This is a genomic window from Qipengyuania marisflavi (assembly GCF_005884405.1).
GTDB lineage: Bacteria > Pseudomonadota > Alphaproteobacteria > Sphingomonadales > Sphingomonadaceae > Qipengyuania > Qipengyuania marisflavi.
In genome coordinates this window covers 108,109-130,905 of record NZ_VCAO01000003.1, presented here as the reverse complement: position 1 = coordinate 130,905, position 22,797 = coordinate 108,109, and the positions used below count along the sequence as shown (strand labels likewise).

The following is a 22,797-nucleotide window of genomic DNA, read 5'->3' as shown; positions in this document are numbered from 1 at the left end:
CCTATTTGTCGAGCGCGATGTCGGGCGCGTCTTCCTGCTTCATGCCGACGACGTGATAGCCCGCATCGACATGGTGCGTTTCACCCGTGACGCCCGAAGACAGTTCGGACAGGAAATACAGCCCCGAACCGCCGACATCCTCGATCGTGACATTGCGGCGCAGGGGTGCGTTCAGCTCGTTCCATTTCAGGATATAGCGGAAATCGCCGATCCCGCTGGCGGCCAGCGTCTTGATCGGTCCGGCGCTGATCGCATTGACGCGGATGTTTTCCGGGCCAAGATCATTGGCAAGATATTGCACACTGGTTTCCAGCGCGGCCTTGGCAACGCCCATCACATTGTAATGCGGGATCACCTTTTCCGCGCCGTAATAGGTCAGCGTCAGGATGCTGCCGCCATTGGGCATCATTTCGCGCGCACGCTTGGCCACCGCTACCAGGCTGTAGGCCGAAATGTTCATGGTCATCAGGAAATTGTCGAGGCTAGTATCGACATATTGCCCGCGCAATTCTGTCTTGTCGGAAAAGCCGATGGCGTGGACCACGAAATCGATGGTGTCCCAGCGTTTCTTCAAGGCATCGAAGGCGGCATCCAGCACAGTCATTTCCGACACGTCGCATTCGAACACGAAATCGCTGCCCAATTGCGCCGCCAGCGGCTCGACCCGCTTCTTCAGCGCCTCTCCCTGATAGGAAAACGCCATTTCCGCGCCGTGTTCGGCCAGCTTCTTGGCAATTCCCCAGGCCAGCGATTTGTCATTGGCGAGCCCCATGATGAGACCACGCTTGCCTGCCATCAGACCGCTCATTCCGCCGTGCCTTTCTGCTCTTGTGCAAGAGCCTTTGCTGCTTTCCTGCGCTGCCGGTCATCGGCCTGCCCGATGGGGTTCATCGTTTCCTCAGGCGTTTCGGCCAGCGCCGCATTAAGTTCCGCGCCGATAACCACCCCCAGCCCGACAAGCCAGAAAAAGAACAGCGCGACCATGATCCCGGCCAGGCTGCCATAGGTCAGATCATAGGTGAAGAAGCTGCGCAGCGCGACCGGCATGGCGGTGGTGACCATCACCCACCACAGCGTGGTCAGCAGCACGCCGGGCCATTTGGGATAACGACGGCTGCGATAGGCCGAGGGGGTCAGTGTGTAGAAAATCAGATACAGCGATCCGAACAGGCCAAATGCGGGGATGATACGGGTCAGCCGCAGGTCCGAAATGCGGTCCACCAGTTCGGGGATATAGGCCTCGATCACTTCCTGCGCGGTGCCGATTATCACCTGCGCCAGCAGCGACAGCAGCAACAGGAAGACTGCGCCCAGTATCACCCCGGTCGACAGCAGGCGGTATTTCCAGAACGCCTGCGTCGCCTTGGTGCCATAGGCACGGCGCAGGATGTCGCGGATGGTTTCGACCAGGCTGCCAACAGTCCACAGCGCCACCAGCGCGCCTGCCCACAGCAGCCAGCCGCTACGCGCGCCAATCACATCGCGGGCCACCGGCTCGATAACATTGCCCACCTGCGGCGGCAGCGCGAACAGGATCGCATTGACCATCGCGGCACGATCAGCCTCCTCGCCAATGGCGGAAAACACGGCTGCGCCCAGAATGAAGAAGGGAAAAATCGCCAGCATCGCCAGATAGGCAAGATTGCCGGCGTGGATGAAGCCATCGTTATAAGTGCCCACCAGCGTGCGCTTGGCGACATTCCAGATGCGGGTTCCCGGCCCCATCTGTGCGGCCACCCGGTGGCGAAAGCGCGCGGCCTCAAGGCGGCGAGCCTCGGGCGAGAGCGACTGGATTTCGCGGTCTTCCGGGTCCGGAAGTTCTGCAGGCGACAAAAGCTATACCCCGAGCTTGCTGCGCGGATCTGCTTCGTCTTTCCATCCCTCGAGCCGCTTGGCAAGCTCGGTCAGGTCATCGGGCAGCTGGATTTCCAGCGTCACCAGCTGATCGCCGCGGGTGCCGGACTTCTTCGAAAAGCCCTTGCCCTTCAGCCTCAGCACGGTGCCGCCGCTGGTGCCCGGCTTGATCGTCATCATCACTGCGCCGTCAACTGTCGGCACGCGGACCTTGCCGCCATTGACCGCTTCGTCGAGCGTGATCGGCAGGTCGAAGCGCACATCATCGCCCTCGCGGCGGTACAACGTGTGGCGATCGATTTCGATTGTCACGATGCCATCGCCAGCCCCGCCAGAGCCGCGCTCACCCTTGCCCTTCAGGCGCATCTGCGTGCCGTTTTCAGTTCCGGCGGGAAGTTTCAGATCGATGGTCTTGCCATCGGCCAGCGTGATGCGCTGGTCCTTGCGGGTTGCTGCTTCGATGAAGGGCACACGCAGCCGATAGGCGATGTCCGCGCCCTTGGGCGGCGGTGCGGCGCGCTGCTGGCGGCCAAACGGGCTTTGCCCCCGGCCCGGCCCGCCGCGTGCATTGCCGCCGCCGAACAGACCGTCGAAAATATCGCCGAGATCGACGCCTTCGCCGGCAAAGCCCTGCAAATCCTCGGCCCGGAAACCGCCCTGACCACCGCCAAAGCCGCCCCCGCCAAAACCGCTACCGCCGCCGCCCATTCCTGCAAAGGGATTGGCAGGATTGCCCTCGCCATCGATCTCGCCGCGGTCGAATTGTGCGCGCGTGTTCTTGTCCGACAGCAAATCGTAAGCCCTGGTAACGTCGGAAAACCGTTCCGACGCTTTGGGATTGTCTTTGTTCTTGTCGGGATGGAGCTCTTTGGCGAGCTTGCGATAGGCGCTCTTGATCGCCTTTTCGTCGGCATTGCGCGCGACACCAAGAGTGGAATAGGGATCGGCCATGGCGTGTTAGCTAGGTGTAACAGCGCGGCTGTGCAAGCATAGGTGCTTCCGCTTGGGCGCGGCGGGCGTTAGGGCTGCTGGTCATGGAACATGAAAGCGCCATCCCCCAATCCGATCCCTTCGCTCTGTTCGAAGTGTGGTTTGGCGAGGCAAAAGTCAGCGAACCCAACGATCCCAATGCGATGGCGCTGGCGACCGCCACCCCCGACGGTGCGCCATCGGTACGGATGGTGCTGCTGAAAGGGCGTGGCCGTGACGGCTTCACCTTTTTCACCAATGCCGAAAGCCGCAAGGGTCACGAAATCCGCGCCAATATGCGCGCCTCGCTGTTGTTTCACTGGAAGAGTCTGCGCCGCCAGATTCGTATCGAAGGCGCGCTGACAGAGGTCAGCGCCGATCAGGCGGACAATTATTTCCATTCGCGCCCGCTGGTCAGCCAGATCGGATCGGCGGCCTCGGACCAGTCGCGTACCTTGCCTGATCGCCAGATTTATCTCGACCGGGTCAAGGCGATGGAGGAGCATTTCGCCGGGCAGCAGCAGATCCCGCGTCCGCCGCACTGGACCGGCTTCACGCTGTCGCCCGAGCGGATAGAGTTCTGGCTGGACCGCCCCAACCGCCTGCATGACCGGCGGCTGTTCGCCCGCGAAGAGGGGGGCGGCTGGTCCAGCGCCCTGCTCTATCCATGATGACACCAGCAGAGGCTGACCGCGCCCGCCTGACGCGCAGCGCCGCCTTCGCCTCGATCGCCGTGGCGGTGTTGCTGGTCACGCTCAAGAGTTGGGCCTCGTGGAAGACCGGCTCGACCGCGATGCTGGGCAGTCTGGCGGATTCGGCGCTGGATCTGATTGCCAGCCTCGCGACATTGGTGGGGGTCTGGTTCGCCTCGCAGCCTGCCGACCGCGAACACCGCTTCGGTCACGGCAAGGCCGAGGCTTTGGCGGCGATATTCCAGGTGATGCTGATCGGCGTATCGGCCTTTGGCATCGCGATTCGCGCTATCGAGCGGCTGGCAGGCGGCGCGCAGACCACAGCGGTAGCCGAGGGGATTGGCGTTTCGCTGGTAGCGATTGCCGCGACCTTCGCGCTGATCGGCTGGCAGCGTTACGTAATCTCGCGCACCGGCTCCTTGGCGATTCGCACAGACAATGTGCATTACCAATCGGACTTGCTGCTCAATCTGGCGGTTATCGCCGCGCTCGTACTGGACCAGTTTCTGGGCTTTGCGAGCGCGGACCCGCTGTTCGGCTTGGGAATTGCCGCATGGCTGGCGTGGGGCGCATGGCGCGCCGCGGGCGAGGCGGTTGACCAGCTGCTGGACCGCGAATGGCCCGACGACAGACGGCAGGCTTTCGTCGCCGCTGCCGCGCAGCATCCCGAGCTGTCCAATCTCCACGATCTGCGCACGCGCAGCAGCGGGACGCATGATTTCGTGCAGTTCCATGTCGATCTGCCCGGCGAAATGACCATCGATAACGCGCATGACATCATCGACCGGGTCGAAGCGGATTTGTGCCACCGCTTTCCCGGCATCGAACTGCTGATTCACATCGATCCGGCGGGCCATGTCGACGAACCCGGCAATCCGCTGGTCGAAGAGGATGAGTTCGCCCGGCTGGAGGAAAAGCCATGATCGCGCTGCCCTATTGGCATGTTGATGCCTTTTCCGACCGGGCCTTCGCCGGCAATCAGGCGGCGGTGATACCGCTGAAGGAATGGCTGCCCGACGATATTCTCCAGGCCATCGCCGAAGAAAACAATTTTGCCGAAACCGCCTTCGTCGTGAAGGATGACAGCGGGGCCGCCGATTGGGAGCTGCGCTGGTTCACGCCGACCGAGGAAGTCCAATTGTGCGGCCACGCGACGCTGGCCAGTGGGCACGTGCTGTTAGCTCGCGATGGCGGTGACAGCGTGAATTTCCGCACGCGGAAAGCCGGGCTGCTTGAAGTGCGGCGCAGCGATGCTGGTTATGAGCTGGGCTTGCCGCTGATCCAGACTGCGCCGGAGCCATGGGACGAGGCGGCGGCCCTGCTGCGCAAACCCCCGCGTGAGGTGTGGCGCAATCATACCGGATATCACGTGTTCCTCTATGCAGACGAGGCCGAGCTGAGCGCGCTTGCCCCCGATTTGCGCGGGTTGGAGAAGCTGGGGAATGACCAGTTCATCTGTACGGCACCGGGCACTGCAACCGATGTCGTCAGCCGCGTGTTCGTGCCGGGCGGCGGCGTTGACGAGGATAGCGTCACGGGATCAGCCCATGCGGTTCTCACCCATTTCTGGGCGGAGCGCCTTGGGCAAGAGCAATTTACCGCGCATCAGGCATCCAAGCGGGGCGGCACGCTGACCTGCCGCCGCGAGGGTGATCGTGCGTGGCTGGGCGGGGCCTGTGTCACGGTGGTCGAGGGGCAGTTCTACCTGCCTCACTCGGCAGGATAAAGCTCCAGCACATCGGCGAGCTGCCCAAGCATCGCGCGGCGCTGAGGCCGGTCAGAATGGCCCAGCCGCACCACTGTCAGCTTCTGCGCCGGCGAAACCATCACATATTGTCCCATATGGCCGCTGAGCGAGAACATGCTGTGCGGCGCGCGATCAGGGATCAGCGGGCCTTCCTCGCCTTCGGGAAGCGGACGATTGAGCCAGATCTGGAAGCCATATTGCGTCGCGCGCGGGCTGGGCTCCACCATCTTTTCGATCCAGCTGCGCGGGACCAGTTGGGTGCCCTTATGGCTGCCCTTGTGGCGCAGGAATTCGCCGAATTTTGCCCAGTCACGCGCGGTGGCGTGGATCAGGCTGCCACCGATCAGCGTGCCCGCGCGGTCAAATTCCGGCACCACCGATGTCATCCCCAGCGGTTCGAACAGCCGCGCCTGCAGATAATCCGCCACCGCCTTGCGCCGCGCATCGGGACTGGCACTGTCGGTCAGCGCGCGGGCGGCGATGTCCGCCAGTATGACCGTAGTGTTGGAAGAATATTCGAACTTGGCCCCCGGCTCTGCCTCCAACGGCTGAGCGGTGGCATAATCGGCCATGTTGTCGCGCCCGTCGAGAAACAGCATTCGCACTTCGGCGCTTTCATACAGCGGTTCGGTCGCTTCGCTGTGCTCAAGCCCCGAACGCATCTGCAACAGCTGGCGCAGCGTAATCTCGCCGCGCGCATCGCCGGGTCGTTGCCAGCGGGGCACCGGGGCGCTTTCATCCAGCCGCAACCGGCCATCGGCGACCAGCATCCCGATCATCACCGCCGTGACACTCTTGGCCATCGACCAGCTGATGTGCCGCGTATTGGCATCATAGCCGGGCGCGTAGCGCTCCGCCGCGATCTCGCCAGCGTGCATCACCAGCAAAGCGCGGGTTTCACCCAAGTCGGGGAGCGTGAACAAATCGTCCACTTCACGCGCCACTGCCTTGATCGGCGCGCCCGGATTCTTGCTTACGGCTGCCAATGCCTCCTCGCTCAGCGGCGGTTCCTCGGGCGGCGCGGCGCTGCCACATCCGGCAAGGGTTGAAGCGGCAAGGAGAAGGGCGATAAGGGGGGCGCGGCGCGGCGAGATCATCCGTGTCAGTCGCATGAGGAAAACCCGCTTGGCAATGGCGAATAGAAAATCACCCCGATCGCGCCGCTGGTTCTGGCTGATCCTGATCGCTGCGGCGCTGGCCGGCGCGGCCTGGATCGTCTGGGGAGAGGGCGTGCGCAAAACCGGCGCTGCGGCCACTGCTTACGGCGCGCGGGTGGCCTGTTCGTGCCGCTTCGTGGCGGGACGCAGTCTGGACGATTGCGGCAAAGACAAGCTGGAAGGGATGGAGCTGGTCAGCTTTTCCGAAGATGAAGCGGGCAAGAGCGTGACCGCCGCGATTCCGCTGATCGCCTCCGACACTGCCACCTATCGCAAGGGCTATGGCTGTATGCTCAAGGAGTGGGAGGGGTAACGCCCATTCCGCGCGCTTCGCTGCGCAGAAATGCAGCATAGGCATCGCGCAGCCCGTCTTCCAAAGCGATACGCGGTGCCCAGCCCATTGCCGACAGACGCGCAGAATCCATCAATTTGCGCGGCGTGCCATCGGGCTTGCTCGGGTCGGTGTCGATTCGGCCTGTAAAACCCACCACTCTGGCGACCAATGCCGCCAGTTGCCCAATCGGCAGGTCTTTGCCGCTGCCGACATTGATATGCTGCTCGTCAGAATAGTTTTCGAGCAGCAACACGCAGGCATCGGCCAGATCATCGACATGCAGAAATTCGCGCCGCGGTGTTCCGGTGCCCCAGATTGCGATGCTGTCCTCCCCCGCCGCTTTGGCATGATGCGCGCGGCGGATCAGCGCGGGGATGACGTGGCTGCTGTCCGCATCATAATTGTCGCCGGGGCCATAGAGATTGGTCGGCATGGCGGAGATAAAGTCGCAGCCATATTGGCGGCGATAAGCGGCGGCCAGCTTGATCCCCGCGATCTTGGCAATGGCATAAGCTTCATTGGTGGGTTCAAGCGGGCCGGTCAGCAGTGCGTCCTCGGCAATCGGCTGATCGGCGAATTTGGGGTAGATGCATGACGATCCGAGGAACAGCAGCTTACTGGTTTCCTGCTGCCGCGCTGCCTCGATCACATTGGCGGCAATGGCGATATTGTCATAGAGGAATTCGCCGGGGCGGGTCTGGTTTGCCATGATGCCGCCCACGCGCGCTGCGGCCAGAACCACCGCATCGGGGCGGTGCTGGGCAAACCAGCCGCGCACTGCGGCCTGTTCGCGAAGATCAACGCTGCGCTCTGCCGTCAGGATGCGGCAATCCTCCTGCTCCAGCCGCCGCACCAGTGCCTGGCCGACCATCCCGCGATGCCCCGCGACATAGACCGATTTGCCCGCCAGCGCGTATCCCGGCACGCTCAGTATCCGCGCAGCGCGGCAGTGTCGGCCGCCACCATTTCGCGCGCCAGTTCGCGCGCCGATGTCTGCGCTTCCCAGCCCAATTGCGCCTTGGCCTTGGCGGCATCGCCCAGCAGGATATCGACCTCGGTCGGGCGGAAATAGCGGGGATCGATCTCGACCAGACACTTGCCGGTTTCGGTGCAATAGCCCTTCTCGTCTTCGCCCTCGCCGCGAAATTCCAGCGTCATACCGGCATCTTCAAAGGCCCAGCGGGTGAAATCGCGCACGCTCGTGGTGACGCCGGTGGCCAGCACGTAATCATCCGGCATGTCTTGTTGCAGCATCAGCCACATCCCGCGCGCATATTCGCTGGCATGGCCCCAGTCGCGCTGCGCATTGAGATTGCCGAGGTACAGCGTGTCCTCCAGCCCCAGCGCAATCGCCGCTGCGCTACGCGTGATCTTGCGCGTCACAAAGGTTTCGCCGCGCACCGGGCTTTCATGGTTGAACATGATCCCGCACGATGCGTGCAGATTATACGCTTCGCGGTAATTGACCGTGATCCAGTGCGCGTAGAGCTTGGCCACCGCATAGGGGCTGCGCGGATAGAACGGGGTGGTTTCGCGCTGCGGGGTTTCCTGCACCTTGCCATACATCTCGCTGGTCGATGCCTGGAAAAAGCGCGTCTGCCCTTCCAGCTTCAGAATGCGGATCGCCTCCAGCAGGCGCAGCGTGCCCAGCGCATCGGCATTGGCAGTGTATTCGGGGGTTTCGAAGCTGACCAGCACATGGCTTTGTGCAGCGAGGTTGTAGATTTCGTGCGGCTGGACCTCCTGCACCACGCGAATGATATTGGTCGCATCGGTGACATCGCCGAAATGCAGGTGGAAATGCGGGTGGTCGACGTGCGGATCTTCGTAAATATCCTCGATCCGGCCGGTGTTGAACGAGGATGACCGGCGTTTGACCCCGTGAACCTCATAGCCTTCCGCCAGCAACAGGCGGGCGAGATAGGACCCATCCTGTCCGGTAACCCCGGTGATCAGTGCCCGTTTCGCGCTCAAGCTGTGTGCTCCCGTTGTTTTCTGGGTCTTTTCGGCATCTGGCGGCGCTTGGCAAGGCCGCGGCCTTGCGTGACCGTGGCTCAGACCAGTTCGGCGACGCCCGAATCGGTGGAATCGATCCAGCCGCCGCCCACCACGCGCTCGCCGGCGTAAATGACAGCGGCCTGTCCGGGGGCAACACCATATTCAGGCACTTCGAAGCGTAGCGTGCAGGAGGCGCCGTCGCCGATTGCGCCTTCGACGATAACCGGTACCGGCTTGGCCAGACTGCGCACCTTGGCGGTCAGCGGCACATCCGGCTGCGGGCCGATGCGATTGGTTTCGATCAAATGTGCGGCGGTTACTGCCAGCAGGCGGCGCGGCCCGGCCAGCACGCGGGCGTTTTCGGCATCGATCCCCACAACATAAAGCGGTTCAGGCTGCCCGCCGATATCCAGTCCGCGTCGCTGGCCGACGGTGTAATGGATCACACCCTTGTGCTGACCCAGCACTGCGCCACTTGCAGCGTGGACGATCTCTCCGGGCCGCGCGCCTTCGGGGCGCAGCTTGCGGACGATCTTGGCGTAATCGCCATCGGGCACGAAACAGATGTCCTGACTGTCCGGCTTGGCCGCATTGCGCAGCCCCGCCGCTTCGGCCAGCTGGCGCACCTCGGCCTTGGGCAGACCGCCCAGCGGGAAGCGCAGATAATCGAGCTGCGCATCGGTGGTGGCATAAAGGAAATAAGACTGGTCGCGTGCCGGATCGGCGGCGCGGTGCAATTCTAGCCCGGCTGCGCCCATCACGCGTCGCACATAATGTCCGGTGGCCAGACAATCCGCGCCCAGTTCACGGGCCATGCGGAACAGATCTGTAAACTTCGGCCCCATATTGCAGCGGATGCAGGGCACCGGGGTGCGCCCGGCAAGATATTCATCGGCAAAGGCTTCGACCACATCTTCGCGGAAAGCGCTTTCGTGATCGAACACATAATGCGCAATGCCCAGCCGGTCAGCGACATTGCGCGCGTCGCGGATATCGTCACCCGCGCAGCAGGCACCCTTGCGCCCGGTAGCCGCACCATAATCATACAGCTGCAAGGTGATGCCGATTACCTCGGCCCCGGTCTGCGCGGCCAGTGCGGCCACCACCGAACTGTCCACGCCGCCCGACATCGCCACCACGATGCGGCATTCACTCGCGGCGCGGGGCAGGTCGAAAAGCCCGGCGGAGGCCAGCGGTTCGGGGAGCAATGCTTCAGGCATGTCGCGCGCCATACACGCGCGCAGGGGTTGACGCCAGCACTCCTGCGAAACTGCCCGCAGTGATGCTTCATCACCTATTTACCAACTGCGGTTATCCACACTGTTATGTACGAGGGGCAATTCAACGCAGAGCATATCGGCGAACCGCGCGAAAGCGACGTTCTGCGCCGATTCCGCTGGACCGATCTGGTCGCCAAGCTGGCCGCGACTCGCGACCTGCGGGACGAGCTGACACGCACGGGCGAAGGCGATTTTAGCGCCTTTGCCGATGCCAGACGGGAAAGTTCGGATGAAAGTAAACGGCCCATTAACCATGATGCTTTAAGCGCTGGCAAACCCGATGCCGTAATCCTTGGTGAAGCCGCGAACTGCGCGGTTCAAGGCGATCGAGAGACCGAATGATTGAAAACCAGGACATCCGCCCTGCACAGGTAATCGGCCCGCTTGGCGAGCCGATGACCGTTGCTGACCTGCCTGCGCCTTCGACGAAGCGCTGGGTGGTGCGGCGCAAGGCCGAAGTCGTGGCTGCGGTCAATGGCGGCCTGCTGACCATCGACGAGGTGTTGGAGCGGTACAGCCTGACGCTCGAAGAGTTCGCCTCGTGGCAGCGCGCGGTCGACCGGTCGGGAATGCAGGGCCTGCGGGTCACGCGGATCCAGCACTACCGGGACCTTTACGAACGCCAGCTCAAATACTGATTCCCGCTGCGCGCATCTGCGCAGGGAACCAATTTGCCTTCCAACCGCTCCGAGTGTATCTCCGACATAACACGGGGAACCGTTTTCCTGTGCTGTCCGTTTGTTTTGGCAGAGGGTCGACGGGAGCTAACAGGAGGATTTCTTTATGGGTTGGATTATCGCAATTATCGTCGGTGGCATCATTGGCTGGCTTGCCAGCATGGTCATGGCTCGCGACGCCTCAATGGGCATTTTCTGGAACATCGTCGTTGGTGTCGTCGGCTCGTTTATCGGCCGTTTCATCGGTTCGCTGATCGGTGTCGGTTCGACATTGACCAGCTTCGACATTCCGGGCCTGCTGATGTCACTGCTGGGCGCAATCGTCCTGCTGGGCATTGCCAACATGGTACAGCGTGGCCGCGTACGCTAATCGCGTCGCGAATACGGTTTGAATAGAGGGGGCGGAACGGCTTTGGTCGTTCCGCCCTTTTCTTGTTGGCAGCACAATATTTCGCACCTGTTCAATAATTAGTGCAATGACGCCCATCCGCCGTCAACGGCCCTAGGTCGATCCCTGCATTGTGCTGGGGCGCTGCCCGGAGTAGGGAATTCCTCGAAAATCTTGCGCTCGGTGCATTATAGCGATAATACACCCGGCATGACGGGGCGGTTCCCGCCGGTTCGAGGCGATGGTAGCGATGAATTACGAAACGCGTTTGAAGGCCGAGGACGGCGTCGCGGTGAGCGGCGACTTGAGCGGGGCGGGTGATCCGGCACCCGCACGCAAGTCGCGCCGCCGCACAATCATTATCTTCGCATTGATCGGGCTGGCGCTGGCTATCGCCGCGTATTTCCTGATGCGCGGCGACGCGCCCGCACCGCCCGCAGAATCGCAACTGCCCGTTGTCTCCGTGCTCCAGCCCGGACGCGAAACCGTTGCCGGACAGATTTCCGCTACCGGGACGCTGGCCGCGCGCCGCGAATTGCCGGTCGGCGTGGTTGGCGAAGGTGGCCGGGTGCTGTCGGTGCCGGTCGAACAGGGCCAATGGGTCAAGCAGGGTCAGGTGCTCGCCGTGATCGACCGTTCGGTCCAGTCGCAGCAGGCGCAAAGTTCCGCCGCGCAGATCCAGGTCGCGCAGGCCGATGCCAATCTGGCGCAGGCCAATCTCGACCGTGCGCTGCAATTGGTTGAGCGCGGCTTTATCTCCAAGGCCGACGTCGACCGCCTGACTGCAACCCGCGATGCCGCCGCCGCGCGGGTGCGCGTGTCGCAGGCACAATACCGCGAACTCCAGGCGCGCAATGCCCGGCTCAACATCGTCGCTCCGGCGGCGGGTCTGGTGCTGATGCGCAATGTCGAACCCGGCCAGACCGTTGGCGGTGGCTCGGCGCCGCTGTTCTCGATCGCCAAGGGCGGCGAGATGGAGCTGATGGCGAAACTGGGCGAGGGTGACCTTGCAAAAATTTCCGCCGGCGTCGCTGCTGAAGTGACCCCGGTCGGCACGGACCGCGTGTTTGCCGGGCAGGTCTGGCAGGTTGAACCAACCATCGATCCGACCAACCGTCAGGGCACCGCGCGGGTATCGCTCGCCTATGCCCCTGAACTGCGCCCCGGCGGCTTCGCCAGCGTGGTGATCAAGAGCGGGACTGTGGTCGCGCCGGTGCTCCCCGAAAGCGCGATCATGTCCGACGAGAAGGGTGATTACGTCTTTATCGTCAACAAGGATGACAAGGTGGTGCGCCGCACGGTCAAGCAGGGCGCTGTCACCGCGCAGGGGATCATCGTTGCCGAAGGGCTGAACGGCACCGAGCGCGTGATCCTGCGCGCTGGCGGCTTCGTCAATCCGGGCGAAACGGTCAAGCCGGTCAAGCCGCGGAGCTGACACGCCATGCGTAACATCTCCGCCTGGTCAATCCGCAATCCGATTGTCCCGCTTGTGCTGTTTATTGCCCTGACTTTCGCGGGGCTGCTCAGCTTCTCGCGGATGGAAGTGCAAAACGATCCGGATATCGAATTTCCGGTCGTCATCATCAATATCAATCAGCCGGGCGCCGCGCCGAGCGAGATTTACACCCAGATCACTGAAAAGGTGGAATCCGCTGTCACCTCGGTCGAGGGCGTCGATGTCATCGCCAGTACGGCGGGTGAAGGCTACAGCAGCACCCGTATCCAGTTCGAGATTGGTGAAGACATCAATGTCGCGGTGAACGAGGTCAAGGCGGCGGTTGACCAGATCCGCGGCGATTTGCCGGACGGAATCCTCGAACCGCGCGTGTTCAAGGTTGCCACTTCTAACAATGATATCGCCAATTACGCGGTGTCCGCGAATGATATGACGATGGAGCAGCTGAGCTGGTTCGTCGACGATACCGTTTCCAAGCGCCTGCTGGCGGTGCAGGGCGTCGCCTCTGCTGCGCGCCGTGGCGGGGTCGACCGCGAAATTCGCGTAATTCTGGACCCCACGCGGATGCAGTCGCTGGGCGTAACTGCGGCACAGATCAACGGCGTGCTGCGCCAGAACAATGTCGATGCCGGCGGCGGTCAGGCGGAAATCGCCGGATCGCGGCAATCGGTCCGCGTGCTGGGCAATGCCGCCACTGCGTTTGAACTCAGCCAGCGCCAGATCGCACTGGGGGGCGGCCGTTCGATCAAGCTGGCCGATGTCGCCGATGTCAGCGACGGCGCGAGCGAAATACGCAATATCTCCAAGGTCAATGGGCGCCCGGTGGTGACCTTCGGCCTACAGCGCGCCAAAGGCGAATCGGACGTCACCGTCTATGACGAAGCGCAGGTTGTGCTGCGCGAGATCGAGGCGGAAAACCCCGGCATCAAGTTTGTCGAGCTGTTCAATTCGGTCAAATACACCAAGTCGCAATATGACAGTTCGATCGAGGCGATGATCGAAGGCGCGATCCTGGCAGTCGTGGTGGTATTCTTCTTCCTGCGCGACTGGCGCGCGACGTTTATCTCTGCGCTGGCCATCCCGCTGTCAGCAATCCCCACATTCTGGGCGATGGATTTGCTGGGCTTTACGCTCAACCAGATGAGCCTGCTGGCGCTGGGTCTGGTGGCCGGGGTCTTGGTGGATGACGCCATTGTCGAGATCGAGAATATCGTCCGACATATGCGTATGGGCAAATCCGCCTATCAGGCATCAATCGACGCGGCAGACGAAATCGGTCTGGCGGTTGTGGCGACCACATTCTCGATTGTCGCGGTGTTCCTGCCCGTCGGGCTGATGCCCGGTATCGCCGGCCAGTTCTTCATGAACTTTGGCCTGACAGTCGTTTCGGCGGTACTGATGAGCCTGGCCGTGGCGCGGATGATAACGCCCATGGTGGCGGCATATTTCCTCAAATCGCACGGCCATGCCGATCACGCCAGCGGGCCGATGATGGCGAAATATGTCGGGCTGCTCAAATGGTCGCTCAGCACTGATTCCGCCGATTCCTATCGTGAGCGCCGCCTTGCGACTGGCAGGAAGCTGAGTATCGGCGCGCGTATCATGGCGCGGCTGCGCGATCACCGGATCTGGGTGATGGGTGTCGGTCTGGCATCGTTCCTGATCACGCTGGTGATGTTCGCCACGCTGCCGATGCAGTTCTTCCCGAACGTCAATTTCGATTTCAGCCAGGTTCGGATCGCCATGGTGCCCGGCACCACGCTGGCGCAGACCGAGGCGGTGGGTGACGAAGTCGTCGCGATTCTGGAGCAGCAGCAGGAAGTCGACAAGGTCATCCTCAACGCCAGCGAAGGCAGCGGCTCGCTCTATGTGACGCTGGTCGACGATCCCGTGCGGACCACGCAGCAGTTCGAGCGTGAGACCGCCCAGCTGTTCAACCGCATTCCCGATGCGCGGGTAAACTTCCAGGCCATGCAGCAGGGGCCGCCGGGCGGTTCAGGCCGTGACGTGTCGGTGATGCTGGCAGGCAGCGATCCCAAGCTGCTCGACACCACAGCTGCGCAATTGGTCGAACAGATGAAGGATGTGCCCACGCTGCGTTCGCCGCGTGTGGAGGCTGAATTGCAGCGCCCTGAAATGGTGATCACTCCGCGGTCCGATCTAGCATCCTCGCTGGGCGTGACGACCATCGCGCTCAGCCAGGCGATCCGCATCGCCACCATTGGCGAGATCGACCAGAACAGCGCCAAATTCTCGGTCGGCGGGCGGCAAGTACCCATTCGCGTCATGCTGCCCGTGGATTCGCGCAACCGCATGGCGACCATTGCCAATCTGCCAGTGCCAACGGCCAATGGCGGTTCGGTGCCGCTGGGCCGGGTGGCCGATATCCGTTTCAGCTCAGGGCCGACCTCGATCGAAAGCTACGACCGCCAGCGCCGCGTCTATATCGGCGCCGATCTGGCCCCGGGCGCTGAGAAGAGCGTGGCCGATGACGCGATCAAGGCCCTCCCGCTGATGAAAGATCTGCCGCGCGGCGTCAGCAATCGTGCTGCCGGTCAGGACAAGTTCCTGCAGGAATTGCTGCGCGATTTCGGCATCGCTTTGGCGACCGGGATCATGTCGGTCTTTGCCGTGCTGGTGCTGCTCTATCGCCGCCTGATGAGCCCGCTGGTCAATATGGGCTCACTGCTGCTGGCCCCGCTGGGCGGGCTGATCGCTCTGGCGATGCTGGGCCAGCCGATCTCGCTGCCGGTGTTTATCGGCATTTTGATGCTGTTCGGGATTGTCGCCAAGAACTCGATCCTGCTGGTCGATTTTGCGATTGAGGAAATGGCGCAGGGGGTCGAACGGTTCGAGGCGATTGTCGATGCCGGGCGCAAGCGTGCGCAGCCCATCGTCATGACCACCGTGGCAATGACGGCGGGGATGGTCCCCACCGCGCTCTCCATCGGCACCGATGGCGCATGGCGCGCCCCGATGGGCACAGTGGTGATCGGCGGCATCGTCCTGTCGACCGTGTTGACGCTGTTCATCGTGCCTGCCGGGTTCAGCCTGGCATCGGGCATCGAAACCCGGCTGGGGCCGAAACTGCGCCGCAAGTTCCTGACGACCAAGGGCGATGAAGAAGACGTCGCTGCCGCACCGCAACCGGCCGAGTGAGCGAGGGCCTGTCCCCACCTATCGATATGCGGGCGGTCATGATGCCGGTCGACCGCGCGCGCACCATGCGCCGGACTGCCACCGGACTGATCGTGCTGATGGCGGCGTTGTTCCTGTTCACCGGGCGCTATCTCGAAGTGCATCCGGTGTGGGGCTATCTGCACGCCTTTGCCGAGGCGGCGATGGTGGGCGGGCTGGCCGACTGGTTTGCTGTTACTGCGCTGTTCCGCCGTCCGCTGGGGCTGCCAATCCCGCACACTGCGATCATTCCTGAGAACAAGGACCGCATCGCCGATACGATGGCGCTGTTTCTGCGGGAGAATTTCCTGATCCCCAATGTCGTGGCGCGGCGCATGGCGACGATGAATCTGGCAGGCGCGGTGGGCAGCTATCTCGCCGATCCGAAGGCGAGCCGCGACACGCGCATTCGTGCGGGCGCGGGCGAACTGGCGATCGAGGTGCTCGAATCGCTCGATCCCGAGCGGCTGGGCGGGCAGGTCCGCAGCGGGCTTAAGACCCAGCTTGAACGGCTCGAAATTTCGCGCGTCCTCGGCCAGATGGTCGATGCGATGATCGCCGAGGGGCGGCACCGCATATTGATCGACAAGATCATCCGCTGGTCGGGGCTGGTGCTCGAAGACAATGAAGACATGGTGCGCGCCATGATCCACGAACGCGCCAACGGCCTGCTGCGGTTGACCGGGCTGGATGAACGGCTGGCCAATTCGGTGCTCGACGGGCTGTACAAGCTGCTGGCCGAAGTGCTGGTCGATCCCGATCACCAGTTGCGCGACAAGATCGAGGAGGGTCTGCAGGAACTGGCGCGCGGTCTGCGCGAAGACCCCGAGATGCAGGAGCGCGTCGAGCGGATGAAGCGCGAGATGCTGTCCAACCCCGCGATTGGCGATTGGTGGCAGGATGTGTGGGAACGGCTGCGCGCCGGATTGATCGGCATGATTCGCGACGGCCAGATGGAAGGCGGCGGCTATGTCGGCGAAACGCTGGCAGAGCTTGGCGCCGCCCTACGCGACGACACGCGCCTGCAAACACAGGTCAACCGCTTTGCCCGCCGCACCGCCGTGGGGGTCGCCACCCGTTATGGCGATCAGATTGTCCAGCTGGTGTCCGAAACCGTCCGCCGCTGGGATGCCCGCACCCTGACCGACCGGGTTGAAGGCGCCGTGGGCCGCGACCTCCAGTTCATCCGCGTCAACGGCACGCTGGTGGGCGGGCTGGTGGGCGTGGCGATCCATTTTGTGAGCGGCGTGCTCTGATCGGCGCTGCGGCGGTCACCGCATTTTGTAGGCGACATTCATCGTATAATAGGACCGCATCGGTGCGCCCTTCGCGTCGAGCGCGGGTTCGAACTTCGCCCCTTGCATAATCTGACATGTTGGAGATTCCAGCAAGACCAGTTTGGTGGCGTTTTCTTGGCTACAGTCGGTCACCGAACCGGCTTCGTCCACGATCACGCGCGCCCGGATAAACCCCTGTTCGCCCATCATTTCGGCCGCGCGCGGATAGTTTTTGCGAATGCGATCCGAGATCGTTTCGATATTTAGCAAGCGTGGTGGGCGACTGCGCGTTTTGTGCTGTTCTACGTCCAGACCCCATGATCCGACCAGATCGAATGTGCAGACATTCATGGCCGCAAAGGCAGGGGCCAAACTACCTGTCTGAAAGATGATCCGACGTGATTTCTGCGAGACTGCAATGTGGTCGATGGCAGCCGCGGCACTCTCGTCTAGTTGCGACAATCCGTCTTGCTCTTCAGTCTCCTGATTTACGGCTTCACTTTCGGGTGGGGTGCCGGAATATGGGGAAATGCCGGTCAAGATCACGGCCGCGCCGTAGCTATCGACCTGGCCCTTGTAATAACTCTTAACTTCCTTCGCTTCGGCCCCCGCTCCGAACGTAAGGAATAAATCAGACCTTCCGGTGAAAGACCCGAAGCTGCGTCCCGCGGCGGTCAGCGCAAAAGACCCCGATGGGGAATTCTGGTCCATAATCAAGATATGGGGGTTTTCCCCACCACCAAATTCGCGCGCCAGGCGGCATTTTTGATCGGCATAATCCAAATGCCAATTAGAGCTTGGCTCCAACACGACCGGCGGCTTGTCAGCAGCCTGTCCGGCCACGGGCAGGGCGGTCAGCGCGCTGCTCACCAGCGTGCATGCAATGGACTTGATTGTATTGAGCATGAAAAAGCGACCTCCCCTTGATCCAGCAATGATACTGGAGGGGAGGCCGCTTAATGTAAATGCCAGCTGTCAGGGAAGATTTACAGCTTCTCGGTCAGTTCCGGCACGATCTTGTACAGATCGCCGACGAGTCCGAGATCTGCCACCTGGAAAATCGGCGCGTCTTCATCCTTGTTGATCGCGATGATCGTCTTGGAATCCTTCATCCCCGCCAAATGCTGGATCGCGCCCGAAATACCGATTGCGATATAGACTTCCGGCGCGACAATCTTGCCGGTCTGGCCGACCTGATAATCATTGGGAACATAGCCCGCATCGACCGCCGCACGGCTGGCACCGATCCCGGCGCCCAGCTTGTCGGCCAGCGGGGTGATGACCTGCTCGAAAGTCTCGGCATCCTTCAGGGCGCGGCCGCCCGATACGATAATTTTCGCGCTGGTCAGTTCGGGGCGTTCGCTCTCTGCGATTTCCGATCCCACAAAGCTGGACAGACCGGCATCGCCTGCGCCCGAAACGTCTTCGATGCTGGCCGATCCGCTGGTCGCATCAGCCTTTTCGAAAGCCGTGCCGCGCACGGTGATCACCAGCTTGGCGTCGGAGCTTTCGACAGTCGCGATGGCATTGCCCGCATAAATCGGACGGGTGAAGGTCTTGTCTCCTTCAACCGAAAGAATGTCGGAAATCTGCATCACATCCAGCAACGCGGCAACGCGCGGGGCGATGTTCTTGCCGGTGGTGGTGGCGGGGCAGATGAAGGCATCGTGATGCCCCATCAGATCGACCACCAGCGGGGCGATGTTTTCGGCCAGCGCGTGTTCGTATGCGGCATTGTCGGCAAGGTGGACCTTGCCCACGCCAGCGATCTTGGCGGCTTCATCGGCGACCGCGCGGCAGTTTGCGCCTGCGACCAGCAGATGCACTTCGCCAAGCTTGCCGGCGGCAGTTACTGCGGCCAGCGTCGCGTCTTTCATGTGGGCGTTGTCATGTTCGACCCAGACGAGCGTTTTCATGTGCGTGTTCCTTTCAATCCGGGCCGCTTGCGCGCTCCCCGTCATGTGATGGGTGTCAGGCGATGCCGAGGGCCTTGATCTTGGCGACCAGCTCGTCGACGTCGGCAACCTTGATCCCGGCCTGGCGAACAGGGGGCTCGGCAACTTTCAACGTCTTGATCCGCGGTGCGGTGTCGACGCCGTAATCAGCAGGGGTCTTGTTATCGAGCGGCTTCTTCTTCGCCTTCATAATGTTGGGCAGCGAAGCATAACGCGGCTCGTTCAGACGCAGATCGGTGGTGACGATGGCGGGCAGCGCCAGCTTGACCGTTTCCAGACCGCCGTCAATTTCGCGCTTTACCGTAACGCTGTCGCCATCGACCTCTACCGTATTGGCAAAGGTACCTTGCGGGCGGGCCATCAGCGCGGCCAGCATCTGGCCGGTCTGGTTCGAATCGTCGTCGATCGCCTGCTTGCCCAGCAGCACCAGACCCGGCTGTTCTTCATCGGCGATAGCCTTGAGGATCTTGGCGACGGCCAGCGGTTCAACCTCGGTGCCGTCATCGACCTGTACCAGAATGGCGCGATCAGCACCCATCGCCAGCGCGGTACGCAGCGTTTCCTGCGCCTTGGCCGGGCCGATCGAAACCACCAGGATTTCTTCGGCCTTGCCCTGTTCCTTCAGCCGGATGGCTTCCTCGACCGCGATTTCGTCGAAGGGGTTCATGCTCATTTTGACATTGGCCAGGTCGACACCTGTGCCGTCAGCCTTGACGCGCGGTTTGACGTTGTAATCGATCACCCGTTTGACGGGTACGAGGATCTTCATGAAGTTTCCTTCCTCTCGGCGTGAATGTCGCAGACCGGGTAACTTGCGTTTACGTAAACGTCAAGCAATCCAGCCGGCTGCTTGATGATCAAGCGTTTGACGGCCCGCCGCGTTCCGCCCCCGGTCCGCTCGCGGATCAGGCGGGGGTTGCAGTGCGGCGGGACCAGACCGTTCAAGCCGCCTTCTTCACCTCGGCGACAATCTTCTTCGCAGCGTCGCCCAGATCGTCGGCGCTGACGATGGGGAGGCCCGAATTGGCGAGGATGTCCTTGCCCTTCTGCACATTGGTGCCTTCCAGACGGACCACCAGCGGCACGGACAAATTCACATCCTTGGCTGCGGAAACGATCCCGTCGGCGATGATGTCGCATTTCATGATGCCGCCGAAGATGTTGACCAGAATGCCCTCGACTGCCGGATCTTTCAGGATGATCTTGAATGCTGCTGTGACCTTCTCCTTGGTCGCGCCGCCGCCCACATCAAGGAAGTTGGCGGGGAAGGCACCGTTCAGCTTGATGATGTCCATCGTCGCCATCGCCAGACCCGCACCATTGACCATGCAGCCGATATTCCCGTCCAGCTTGATGTAGGCGAGATCATATTCGCTTGCTTCGACTTCGGCCGGGTCTTCCTCGGTCTCGTCGCGCATCGCCTCGACATCCTTGTGGCGATAGAGTGCATTGCCGTCGAAGCTCATCTTGGTGTCGAGCACCAGCAGCTTGCCATCATCGGTTTCGACCAGCGGATTGATCTCGAGCATTTCCATGTCGAGGTCCATGAAGGCGGTATAGAGCTGCTTGGCCAGCTTCTGGCACTGCTTGTTCAGATCGCCCGACAAATTCAGCGCAAAGGCTGCGGCGCGGCCGTGGTGCGGCATGAAGCCCTGTGCCGGGTCGATGGTGATCGTGGTGATCTTCTCTGGCGTGTTGTGCGCCACATCTTCGATATCCATGCCGCCTTCGGTCGATACGACCATAGCCACCTGGCCCGAAGACCGGTCGACCAGCAGCGCCAGATAATATTCGCGCGCGATATCGACACCGTCGGTGACATAGAGGCGATTGACCTGCTTGCCCGCATCGCCGGTCTGGATCGTGACCAGCGTATTGCCCAGCATTTCGCGTGCTGCCGCTTCGACATCGTCCAGCGATTTGGCCAGCCGCACGCCGCCCTTGGCATCGGGGCCAAGCTCGGTGAACTTGCCCTTGCCGCGGCCACCTGCGTGAATCTGCGCCTTGACCACATACAGCGGTCCGGGCAGCTGCCGAGCACCGGCAACTGCTTCTTCAACGGTCAGCGCGGCGTGGCCCGCAGGAATGGCGATGCCGTATTTCGCGAGCAGTTCCTTGCCCTGGTATTCATGGATATTCATGGGTCAGCGATGTCCTTCGCACGTATCTGCGGATCGGGGAGAGGTTTGCTGGGGGCATAAGCATGGATGGGCGCGCTTGAAAAGTGGCCAATCAAGGTGCAGGGCGCGCGCACCCACCCATGATCGACTCCGCCGCCCTCGAATCCATCGTCGCCGAAGCGGGACGTATCGCCTCCGGGCTCTATCCCGGCGCGGGCAATGCCGTGCGCACATGGGAGAAATCCCCCAACAATCCGGTGTGCGAAGCCGATCTGGCGGTCGATGCCTTTCTGCGCCGCGAATTGGGCCGCCTGTTGCCCGCCGCCGGTTGGCTGTCTGAAGAAACCGCCGATGATCCCTCGCGACTCGACAAGGATCTGATCTGGCTGGTCGATCCGATCGACGGCACACGCGATTTTATTCGCGGACGGCCCGGCTGGGCGATCTCGGTGGCGCTGATCAGCGCGGGCCGCCCGCTGATCGGGATGCTGTGCGCCCCCGCACGCGGCGAGATGTGGCACGCGGTGGCGGGCAAGGGGGCGCGGCGCAATGGCAGGAAACTGGTGTCATCGCAGCGCCAGCAATTCCCCGGCTCGCGCGTGCCCGCCGATTCGCTGATGCGCGCCGACCGGGATCTGGTCACGGTCGACAAACCCAATTCGATTGCCCTGCGGGTGGCGATGGTGGGTGCTGACGAGGCCGATCTGGTCGCCACGCTACGCTGGGGATTTGAATGGGACATCGGCGCCGCCGCGCTGATCGCGCGCGAGGCGGGGGCGGCGGTGTCCGACGCCTTCGGGCGCAAGCTCAATTACAACAAACGCGATCCGCGCGCCTTTGGCCTGCTGGTCAGCGCGCCCGATATTCACGGCGCGGCGGTGGAGCGACTGGCCGACCGCGCGGCCATCCTGTCGCAGGATTGAACCCGGCGTGCGCACAAAAAAGGGGCCGACCCTGCGGCCGACCCCCCTGTTTGCGATTTTCCCGAAGGACGCGGCGGGCTTAGTTGCCCTGCTGCTGCGCCTCTTGGACATCCTGCTGGTCGAACGGGATGATCTTGATTTCAACGCGGCGGTTCAATGAACGACCATATTCGGTCGAATTGTCGCCCTTGAAGTACTGCGGGTTTTCACCAAAGCCCTGCCAGCGCAGACGCGATGAAGCCACGCCGCGGCCGATCAGATAGCTCGCCACGGCCTGCGCCCGCTGTTCGGACAGGCGCTGGTTGAAATCATCCGCACCGGTCGAATCGGTGTAACCATACACATCGACCAGGCTGCTGGGATACTGGACCATGCTCGCCGCGACAGTGTCGAGCGTGGCGCGGAAGGTCGAGTTGATTTCGTAGCTGCCGGTGGCAAATGTAACGCCATCGGGCAGATTGACCAGAATGGCTTCGCCGCCATCGACCTCGGTAACATCAACGCCGGACCCTGCGGTCTGCTCTTTCAGTTCCTTGATCTGCTGATCCATCTTGTAGCCGACATAGCCGGCTGCTGCTGCGCCGCCGACGGCCCCGATGATGCGTCCGGTCTTGCCGCCGATAACGCCGCCCAGCAGGCCGCCCACGGCTGCGCCGCCGACACTGCCGAGCACAGTGCGCGAAATTTTCTTCTCGCCCGTGTTGGGATCGGTGACACAGGCTGACACTGTCAAAAGGGATACTGCAGCCAGGCTGGCTGTAAGAATGCGCGATTTTTTCATAGATAATCCTCC

The 22,797-nt window shown here is 62.3% G+C and carries 23 protein-coding genes; 11 read left to right on the top strand and 12 right to left on the bottom strand.

What is annotated here, in order from left to right; all coding sequences use genetic code 11:
• Window position 1 precedes the first annotated feature (1 nt).
• From fabI to FEV51_RS07595, 3 genes are read right to left on the bottom strand one after another with little or no spacing between them, the layout of a single operon-like run.
• Window positions 2–808: an enoyl-ACP reductase FabI gene (gene fabI / locus FEV51_RS07605; RefSeq protein ID WP_138617554.1), complete on the bottom strand. Its 807-nt coding sequence runs from the start codon at window positions 806–808 to the stop codon at window positions 2–4.
• Window positions 805–1,833, bottom strand: a complete 1,029-nt coding sequence (locus FEV51_RS07600; protein WP_171033068.1) for a YihY/virulence factor BrkB family protein — start codon at window positions 1,831–1,833, stop codon at window positions 805–807. The genes fabI and FEV51_RS07600 overlap by 4 nt, the downstream gene beginning before the upstream one ends.
• Window positions 1,834–1,836: 3 nt before the next feature.
• Window positions 1,837–2,805: a DnaJ C-terminal domain-containing protein gene (locus tag FEV51_RS07595; RefSeq protein WP_138617552.1), complete on the bottom strand. Its 969-nt coding sequence runs from the start codon at window positions 2,803–2,805 to the stop codon at window positions 1,837–1,839.
• Window positions 2,806–2,888: 83 nt separating this feature from the next.
• On the opposite strand from FEV51_RS07595, the gene pdxH reads away from it, so the two are divergent.
• From pdxH to FEV51_RS07580, 3 genes are read left to right on the top strand one after another with little or no spacing between them, the layout of a single operon-like run.
• Window positions 2,889–3,494 carry a pyridoxamine 5'-phosphate oxidase gene (gene pdxH / locus FEV51_RS07590; protein WP_138617550.1) on the top strand — a complete coding sequence of 202 codons (606 nt, stop codon included), beginning with the start codon at window positions 2,889–2,891 and terminating at the stop codon, window positions 3,492–3,494.
• Window positions 3,491–4,438, top strand: a complete 948-nt coding sequence (locus FEV51_RS07585) for a cation diffusion facilitator family transporter (protein WP_138617548.1) — start codon at window positions 3,491–3,493, stop codon at window positions 4,436–4,438. The genes pdxH and FEV51_RS07585 overlap by 4 nt, the downstream gene beginning before the upstream one ends.
• Complete coding sequence (locus tag FEV51_RS07580) at window positions 4,435–5,241, top strand: PhzF family phenazine biosynthesis protein (protein ID WP_138617546.1); 807 nt, start codon at window positions 4,435–4,437, stop codon at window positions 5,239–5,241. The genes FEV51_RS07585 and FEV51_RS07580 overlap by 4 nt, the downstream gene beginning before the upstream one ends.
• On the opposite strand, the gene FEV51_RS07575 is transcribed toward FEV51_RS07580, so the two are convergent.
• Window positions 5,226–6,374: a serine hydrolase domain-containing protein gene (locus FEV51_RS07575; RefSeq protein WP_246034491.1), complete on the bottom strand. Its 1,149-nt coding sequence runs from the start codon at window positions 6,372–6,374 to the stop codon at window positions 5,226–5,228. The genes FEV51_RS07580 and FEV51_RS07575 overlap by 16 nt on opposite strands.
• A 19-nt stretch (window positions 6,375–6,393) precedes the next feature.
• Between FEV51_RS07575 and FEV51_RS07570 the strand changes: the two genes are divergently transcribed.
• Window positions 6,394–6,732: a hypothetical protein gene (locus tag FEV51_RS07570; protein WP_138617544.1), complete on the top strand. Its 339-nt coding sequence runs from the start codon at window positions 6,394–6,396 to the stop codon at window positions 6,730–6,732.
• Here FEV51_RS07570 and fcl read toward each other — a convergent pair.
• From fcl to mnmA, 3 genes are all read right to left on the bottom strand, one after another.
• Complete coding sequence (gene fcl / locus FEV51_RS07565; RefSeq protein WP_425466611.1) at window positions 6,713–7,684, bottom strand: GDP-L-fucose synthase; 972 nt, start codon at window positions 7,682–7,684, stop codon at window positions 6,713–6,715. The genes FEV51_RS07570 and fcl overlap by 20 nt on opposite strands.
• Window positions 7,681–8,727 carry a GDP-mannose 4,6-dehydratase gene (gene gmd, locus FEV51_RS07560; protein ID WP_138617542.1) on the bottom strand — a complete coding sequence of 349 codons (1,047 nt, stop codon included), beginning with the start codon at window positions 8,725–8,727 and terminating at the stop codon, window positions 7,681–7,683. Before gmd ends, fcl begins: the two co-directional genes overlap by 4 nt.
• An 80-nt stretch (window positions 8,728–8,807) precedes the next feature.
• Window positions 8,808–9,971: a tRNA 2-thiouridine(34) synthase MnmA gene (mnmA, locus tag FEV51_RS07555; RefSeq protein ID WP_138617540.1), complete on the bottom strand. Its 1,164-nt coding sequence runs from the start codon at window positions 9,969–9,971 to the stop codon at window positions 8,808–8,810.
• Between the two features lie 105 nt (window positions 9,972–10,076).
• On the opposite strand from mnmA, the gene FEV51_RS07550 reads away from it, so the two are divergent.
• The 6 genes from FEV51_RS07550 to FEV51_RS07525 all read left to right on the top strand — a co-directional run bounded on the left by FEV51_RS07550 (window position 10,077) and on the right by FEV51_RS07525 (window position 16,985).
• Complete coding sequence (locus tag FEV51_RS07550; protein WP_138617538.1) at window positions 10,077–10,373, top strand: hypothetical protein; 297 nt, start codon at window positions 10,077–10,079, stop codon at window positions 10,371–10,373.
• Entirely contained in the window at window positions 10,370–10,669 is a 300-nt protein-coding gene (gene sciP / locus FEV51_RS07545; RefSeq protein ID WP_138617536.1) for a CtrA inhibitor SciP, read from the top strand. The genes FEV51_RS07550 and sciP overlap by 4 nt, the downstream gene beginning before the upstream one ends.
• 145 nt (window positions 10,670–10,814) lie before the next feature.
• Window positions 10,815–11,078, top strand: coding sequence for a GlsB/YeaQ/YmgE family stress response membrane protein (locus tag FEV51_RS07540; protein ID WP_138617534.1), 264 nt, complete (start codon window positions 10,815–10,817; stop codon window positions 11,076–11,078).
• Between the two features lie 268 nt (window positions 11,079–11,346).
• The gene (locus tag FEV51_RS07535; RefSeq protein WP_138617532.1) at window positions 11,347–12,531 is read left to right on the top strand and encodes an efflux RND transporter periplasmic adaptor subunit; all 1,185 of its coding nucleotides are present in this window, start codon (window positions 11,347–11,349) and stop codon (window positions 12,529–12,531) included.
• A gap of 6 nt (window positions 12,532–12,537) precedes the next feature.
• Window positions 12,538–15,711 (top strand): efflux RND transporter permease subunit, encoded by a 3,174-nt coding sequence (locus FEV51_RS07530; protein ID WP_138617530.1) that lies wholly within the window; start codon window positions 12,538–12,540, stop codon window positions 15,709–15,711.
• A gap of 38 nt (window positions 15,712–15,749) precedes the next feature.
• Window positions 15,750–16,985: a DUF445 domain-containing protein gene (locus FEV51_RS07525; RefSeq protein ID WP_246034490.1), complete on the top strand. Its 1,236-nt coding sequence runs from the start codon at window positions 15,750–15,752 to the stop codon at window positions 16,983–16,985.
• A 15-nt stretch (window positions 16,986–17,000) separates the two neighbouring features.
• On the opposite strand, the gene FEV51_RS07520 is transcribed toward FEV51_RS07525, so the two are convergent.
• The 4 genes from FEV51_RS07520 to sucC form a co-directional block, all read right to left on the bottom strand.
• Window positions 17,001–17,912: a TonB family protein gene (locus tag FEV51_RS07520; protein WP_138617528.1), complete on the bottom strand. Its 912-nt coding sequence runs from the start codon at window positions 17,910–17,912 to the stop codon at window positions 17,001–17,003.
• Window positions 17,913–17,992: 80 nt separating this feature from the next.
• Window positions 17,993–18,922: an electron transfer flavoprotein subunit alpha/FixB family protein gene (locus FEV51_RS07515; protein ID WP_138617526.1), complete on the bottom strand. Its 930-nt coding sequence runs from the start codon at window positions 18,920–18,922 to the stop codon at window positions 17,993–17,995.
• A gap of 55 nt (window positions 18,923–18,977) precedes the next feature.
• Window positions 18,978–19,730: an electron transfer flavoprotein subunit beta/FixA family protein gene (locus tag FEV51_RS07510; protein ID WP_138617524.1), complete on the bottom strand. Its 753-nt coding sequence runs from the start codon at window positions 19,728–19,730 to the stop codon at window positions 18,978–18,980.
• A 172-nt stretch (window positions 19,731–19,902) separates the two neighbouring features.
• Window positions 19,903–21,102, bottom strand: coding sequence for an ADP-forming succinate--CoA ligase subunit beta (gene sucC, locus FEV51_RS07505; protein WP_138617522.1), 1,200 nt, complete (start codon window positions 21,100–21,102; stop codon window positions 19,903–19,905).
• A gap of 119 nt (window positions 21,103–21,221) precedes the next feature.
• On the opposite strand from sucC, the gene FEV51_RS07500 reads away from it, so the two are divergent.
• On the top strand, window positions 21,222–22,004 hold the full coding sequence (locus FEV51_RS07500) for a 3'(2'),5'-bisphosphate nucleotidase CysQ (protein WP_138617520.1): 783 nt from the start codon (window positions 21,222–21,224) through the stop codon (window positions 22,002–22,004).
• A 79-nt stretch (window positions 22,005–22,083) separates the two neighbouring features.
• On the opposite strand, the gene FEV51_RS07495 is transcribed toward FEV51_RS07500, so the two are convergent.
• Complete coding sequence (locus FEV51_RS07495) at window positions 22,084–22,785, bottom strand: YiaD family glycine zipper/OmpA-like lipoprotein (protein ID WP_138617518.1); 702 nt, start codon at window positions 22,783–22,785, stop codon at window positions 22,084–22,086.
• Between the last annotated feature and the right edge of the window lie 12 nt (window positions 22,786–22,797).

Coding starts and splice junctions, on each gene's coding strand:
- FEV51_RS07570 (WP_138617544.1), top strand. CDS start 6,394: ATGGCGAATAGAAAATCACCCCGATCGCGCCGCTGGTTCTGGCTGATC.
- FEV51_RS07580 (WP_138617546.1), top strand. CDS start 4,435: ATGATCGCGCTGCCCTATTGGCATGTTGATGCCTTTTCCGACCGGGCC.
- fabI (WP_138617554.1), bottom strand. CDS start 808: ATGAGCGGTCTGATGGCAGGCAAGCGTGGTCTCATCATGGGGCTCGCC.
- FEV51_RS07595 (WP_138617552.1), bottom strand. CDS start 2,805: ATGGCCGATCCCTATTCCACTCTTGGTGTCGCGCGCAATGCCGACGAA.
- FEV51_RS07520 (WP_138617528.1), bottom strand. CDS start 17,912: ATGCTCAATACAATCAAGTCCATTGCATGCACGCTGGTGAGCAGCGCG.
- FEV51_RS07585 (WP_138617548.1), top strand. CDS start 3,491: ATGATGACACCAGCAGAGGCTGACCGCGCCCGCCTGACGCGCAGCGCC.
- FEV51_RS07495 (WP_138617518.1), bottom strand. CDS start 22,785: ATGAAAAAATCGCGCATTCTTACAGCCAGCCTGGCTGCAGTATCCCTT.
- sciP (WP_138617536.1), top strand. CDS start 10,370: ATGATTGAAAACCAGGACATCCGCCCTGCACAGGTAATCGGCCCGCTT.
- FEV51_RS07540 (WP_138617534.1), top strand. CDS start 10,815: ATGGGTTGGATTATCGCAATTATCGTCGGTGGCATCATTGGCTGGCTT.
- FEV51_RS07510 (WP_138617524.1), bottom strand. CDS start 19,730: ATGAAGATCCTCGTACCCGTCAAACGGGTGATCGATTACAACGTCAAA.
- FEV51_RS07500 (WP_138617520.1), top strand. CDS start 21,222: ATGATCGACTCCGCCGCCCTCGAATCCATCGTCGCCGAAGCGGGACGT.
- mnmA (WP_138617540.1), bottom strand. CDS start 9,971: ATGCCTGAAGCATTGCTCCCCGAACCGCTGGCCTCCGCCGGGCTTTTC.
- pdxH (WP_138617550.1), top strand. CDS start 2,889: ATGGAACATGAAAGCGCCATCCCCCAATCCGATCCCTTCGCTCTGTTC.
- FEV51_RS07525 (WP_246034490.1), top strand. CDS start 15,750: ATGATGCCGGTCGACCGCGCGCGCACCATGCGCCGGACTGCCACCGGA.
- FEV51_RS07515 (WP_138617526.1), bottom strand. CDS start 18,922: ATGAAAACGCTCGTCTGGGTCGAACATGACAACGCCCACATGAAAGAC.
- FEV51_RS07550 (WP_138617538.1), top strand. CDS start 10,077: ATGTACGAGGGGCAATTCAACGCAGAGCATATCGGCGAACCGCGCGAA.
- FEV51_RS07575 (WP_246034491.1), bottom strand. CDS start 6,374: ATGCGACTGACACGGATGATCTCGCCGCGCCGCGCCCCCCTTATCGCC.
- FEV51_RS07535 (WP_138617532.1), top strand. CDS start 11,347: ATGAATTACGAAACGCGTTTGAAGGCCGAGGACGGCGTCGCGGTGAGC.
- FEV51_RS07530 (WP_138617530.1), top strand. CDS start 12,538: ATGCGTAACATCTCCGCCTGGTCAATCCGCAATCCGATTGTCCCGCTT.
- sucC (WP_138617522.1), bottom strand. CDS start 21,102: ATGAATATCCATGAATACCAGGGCAAGGAACTGCTCGCGAAATACGGC.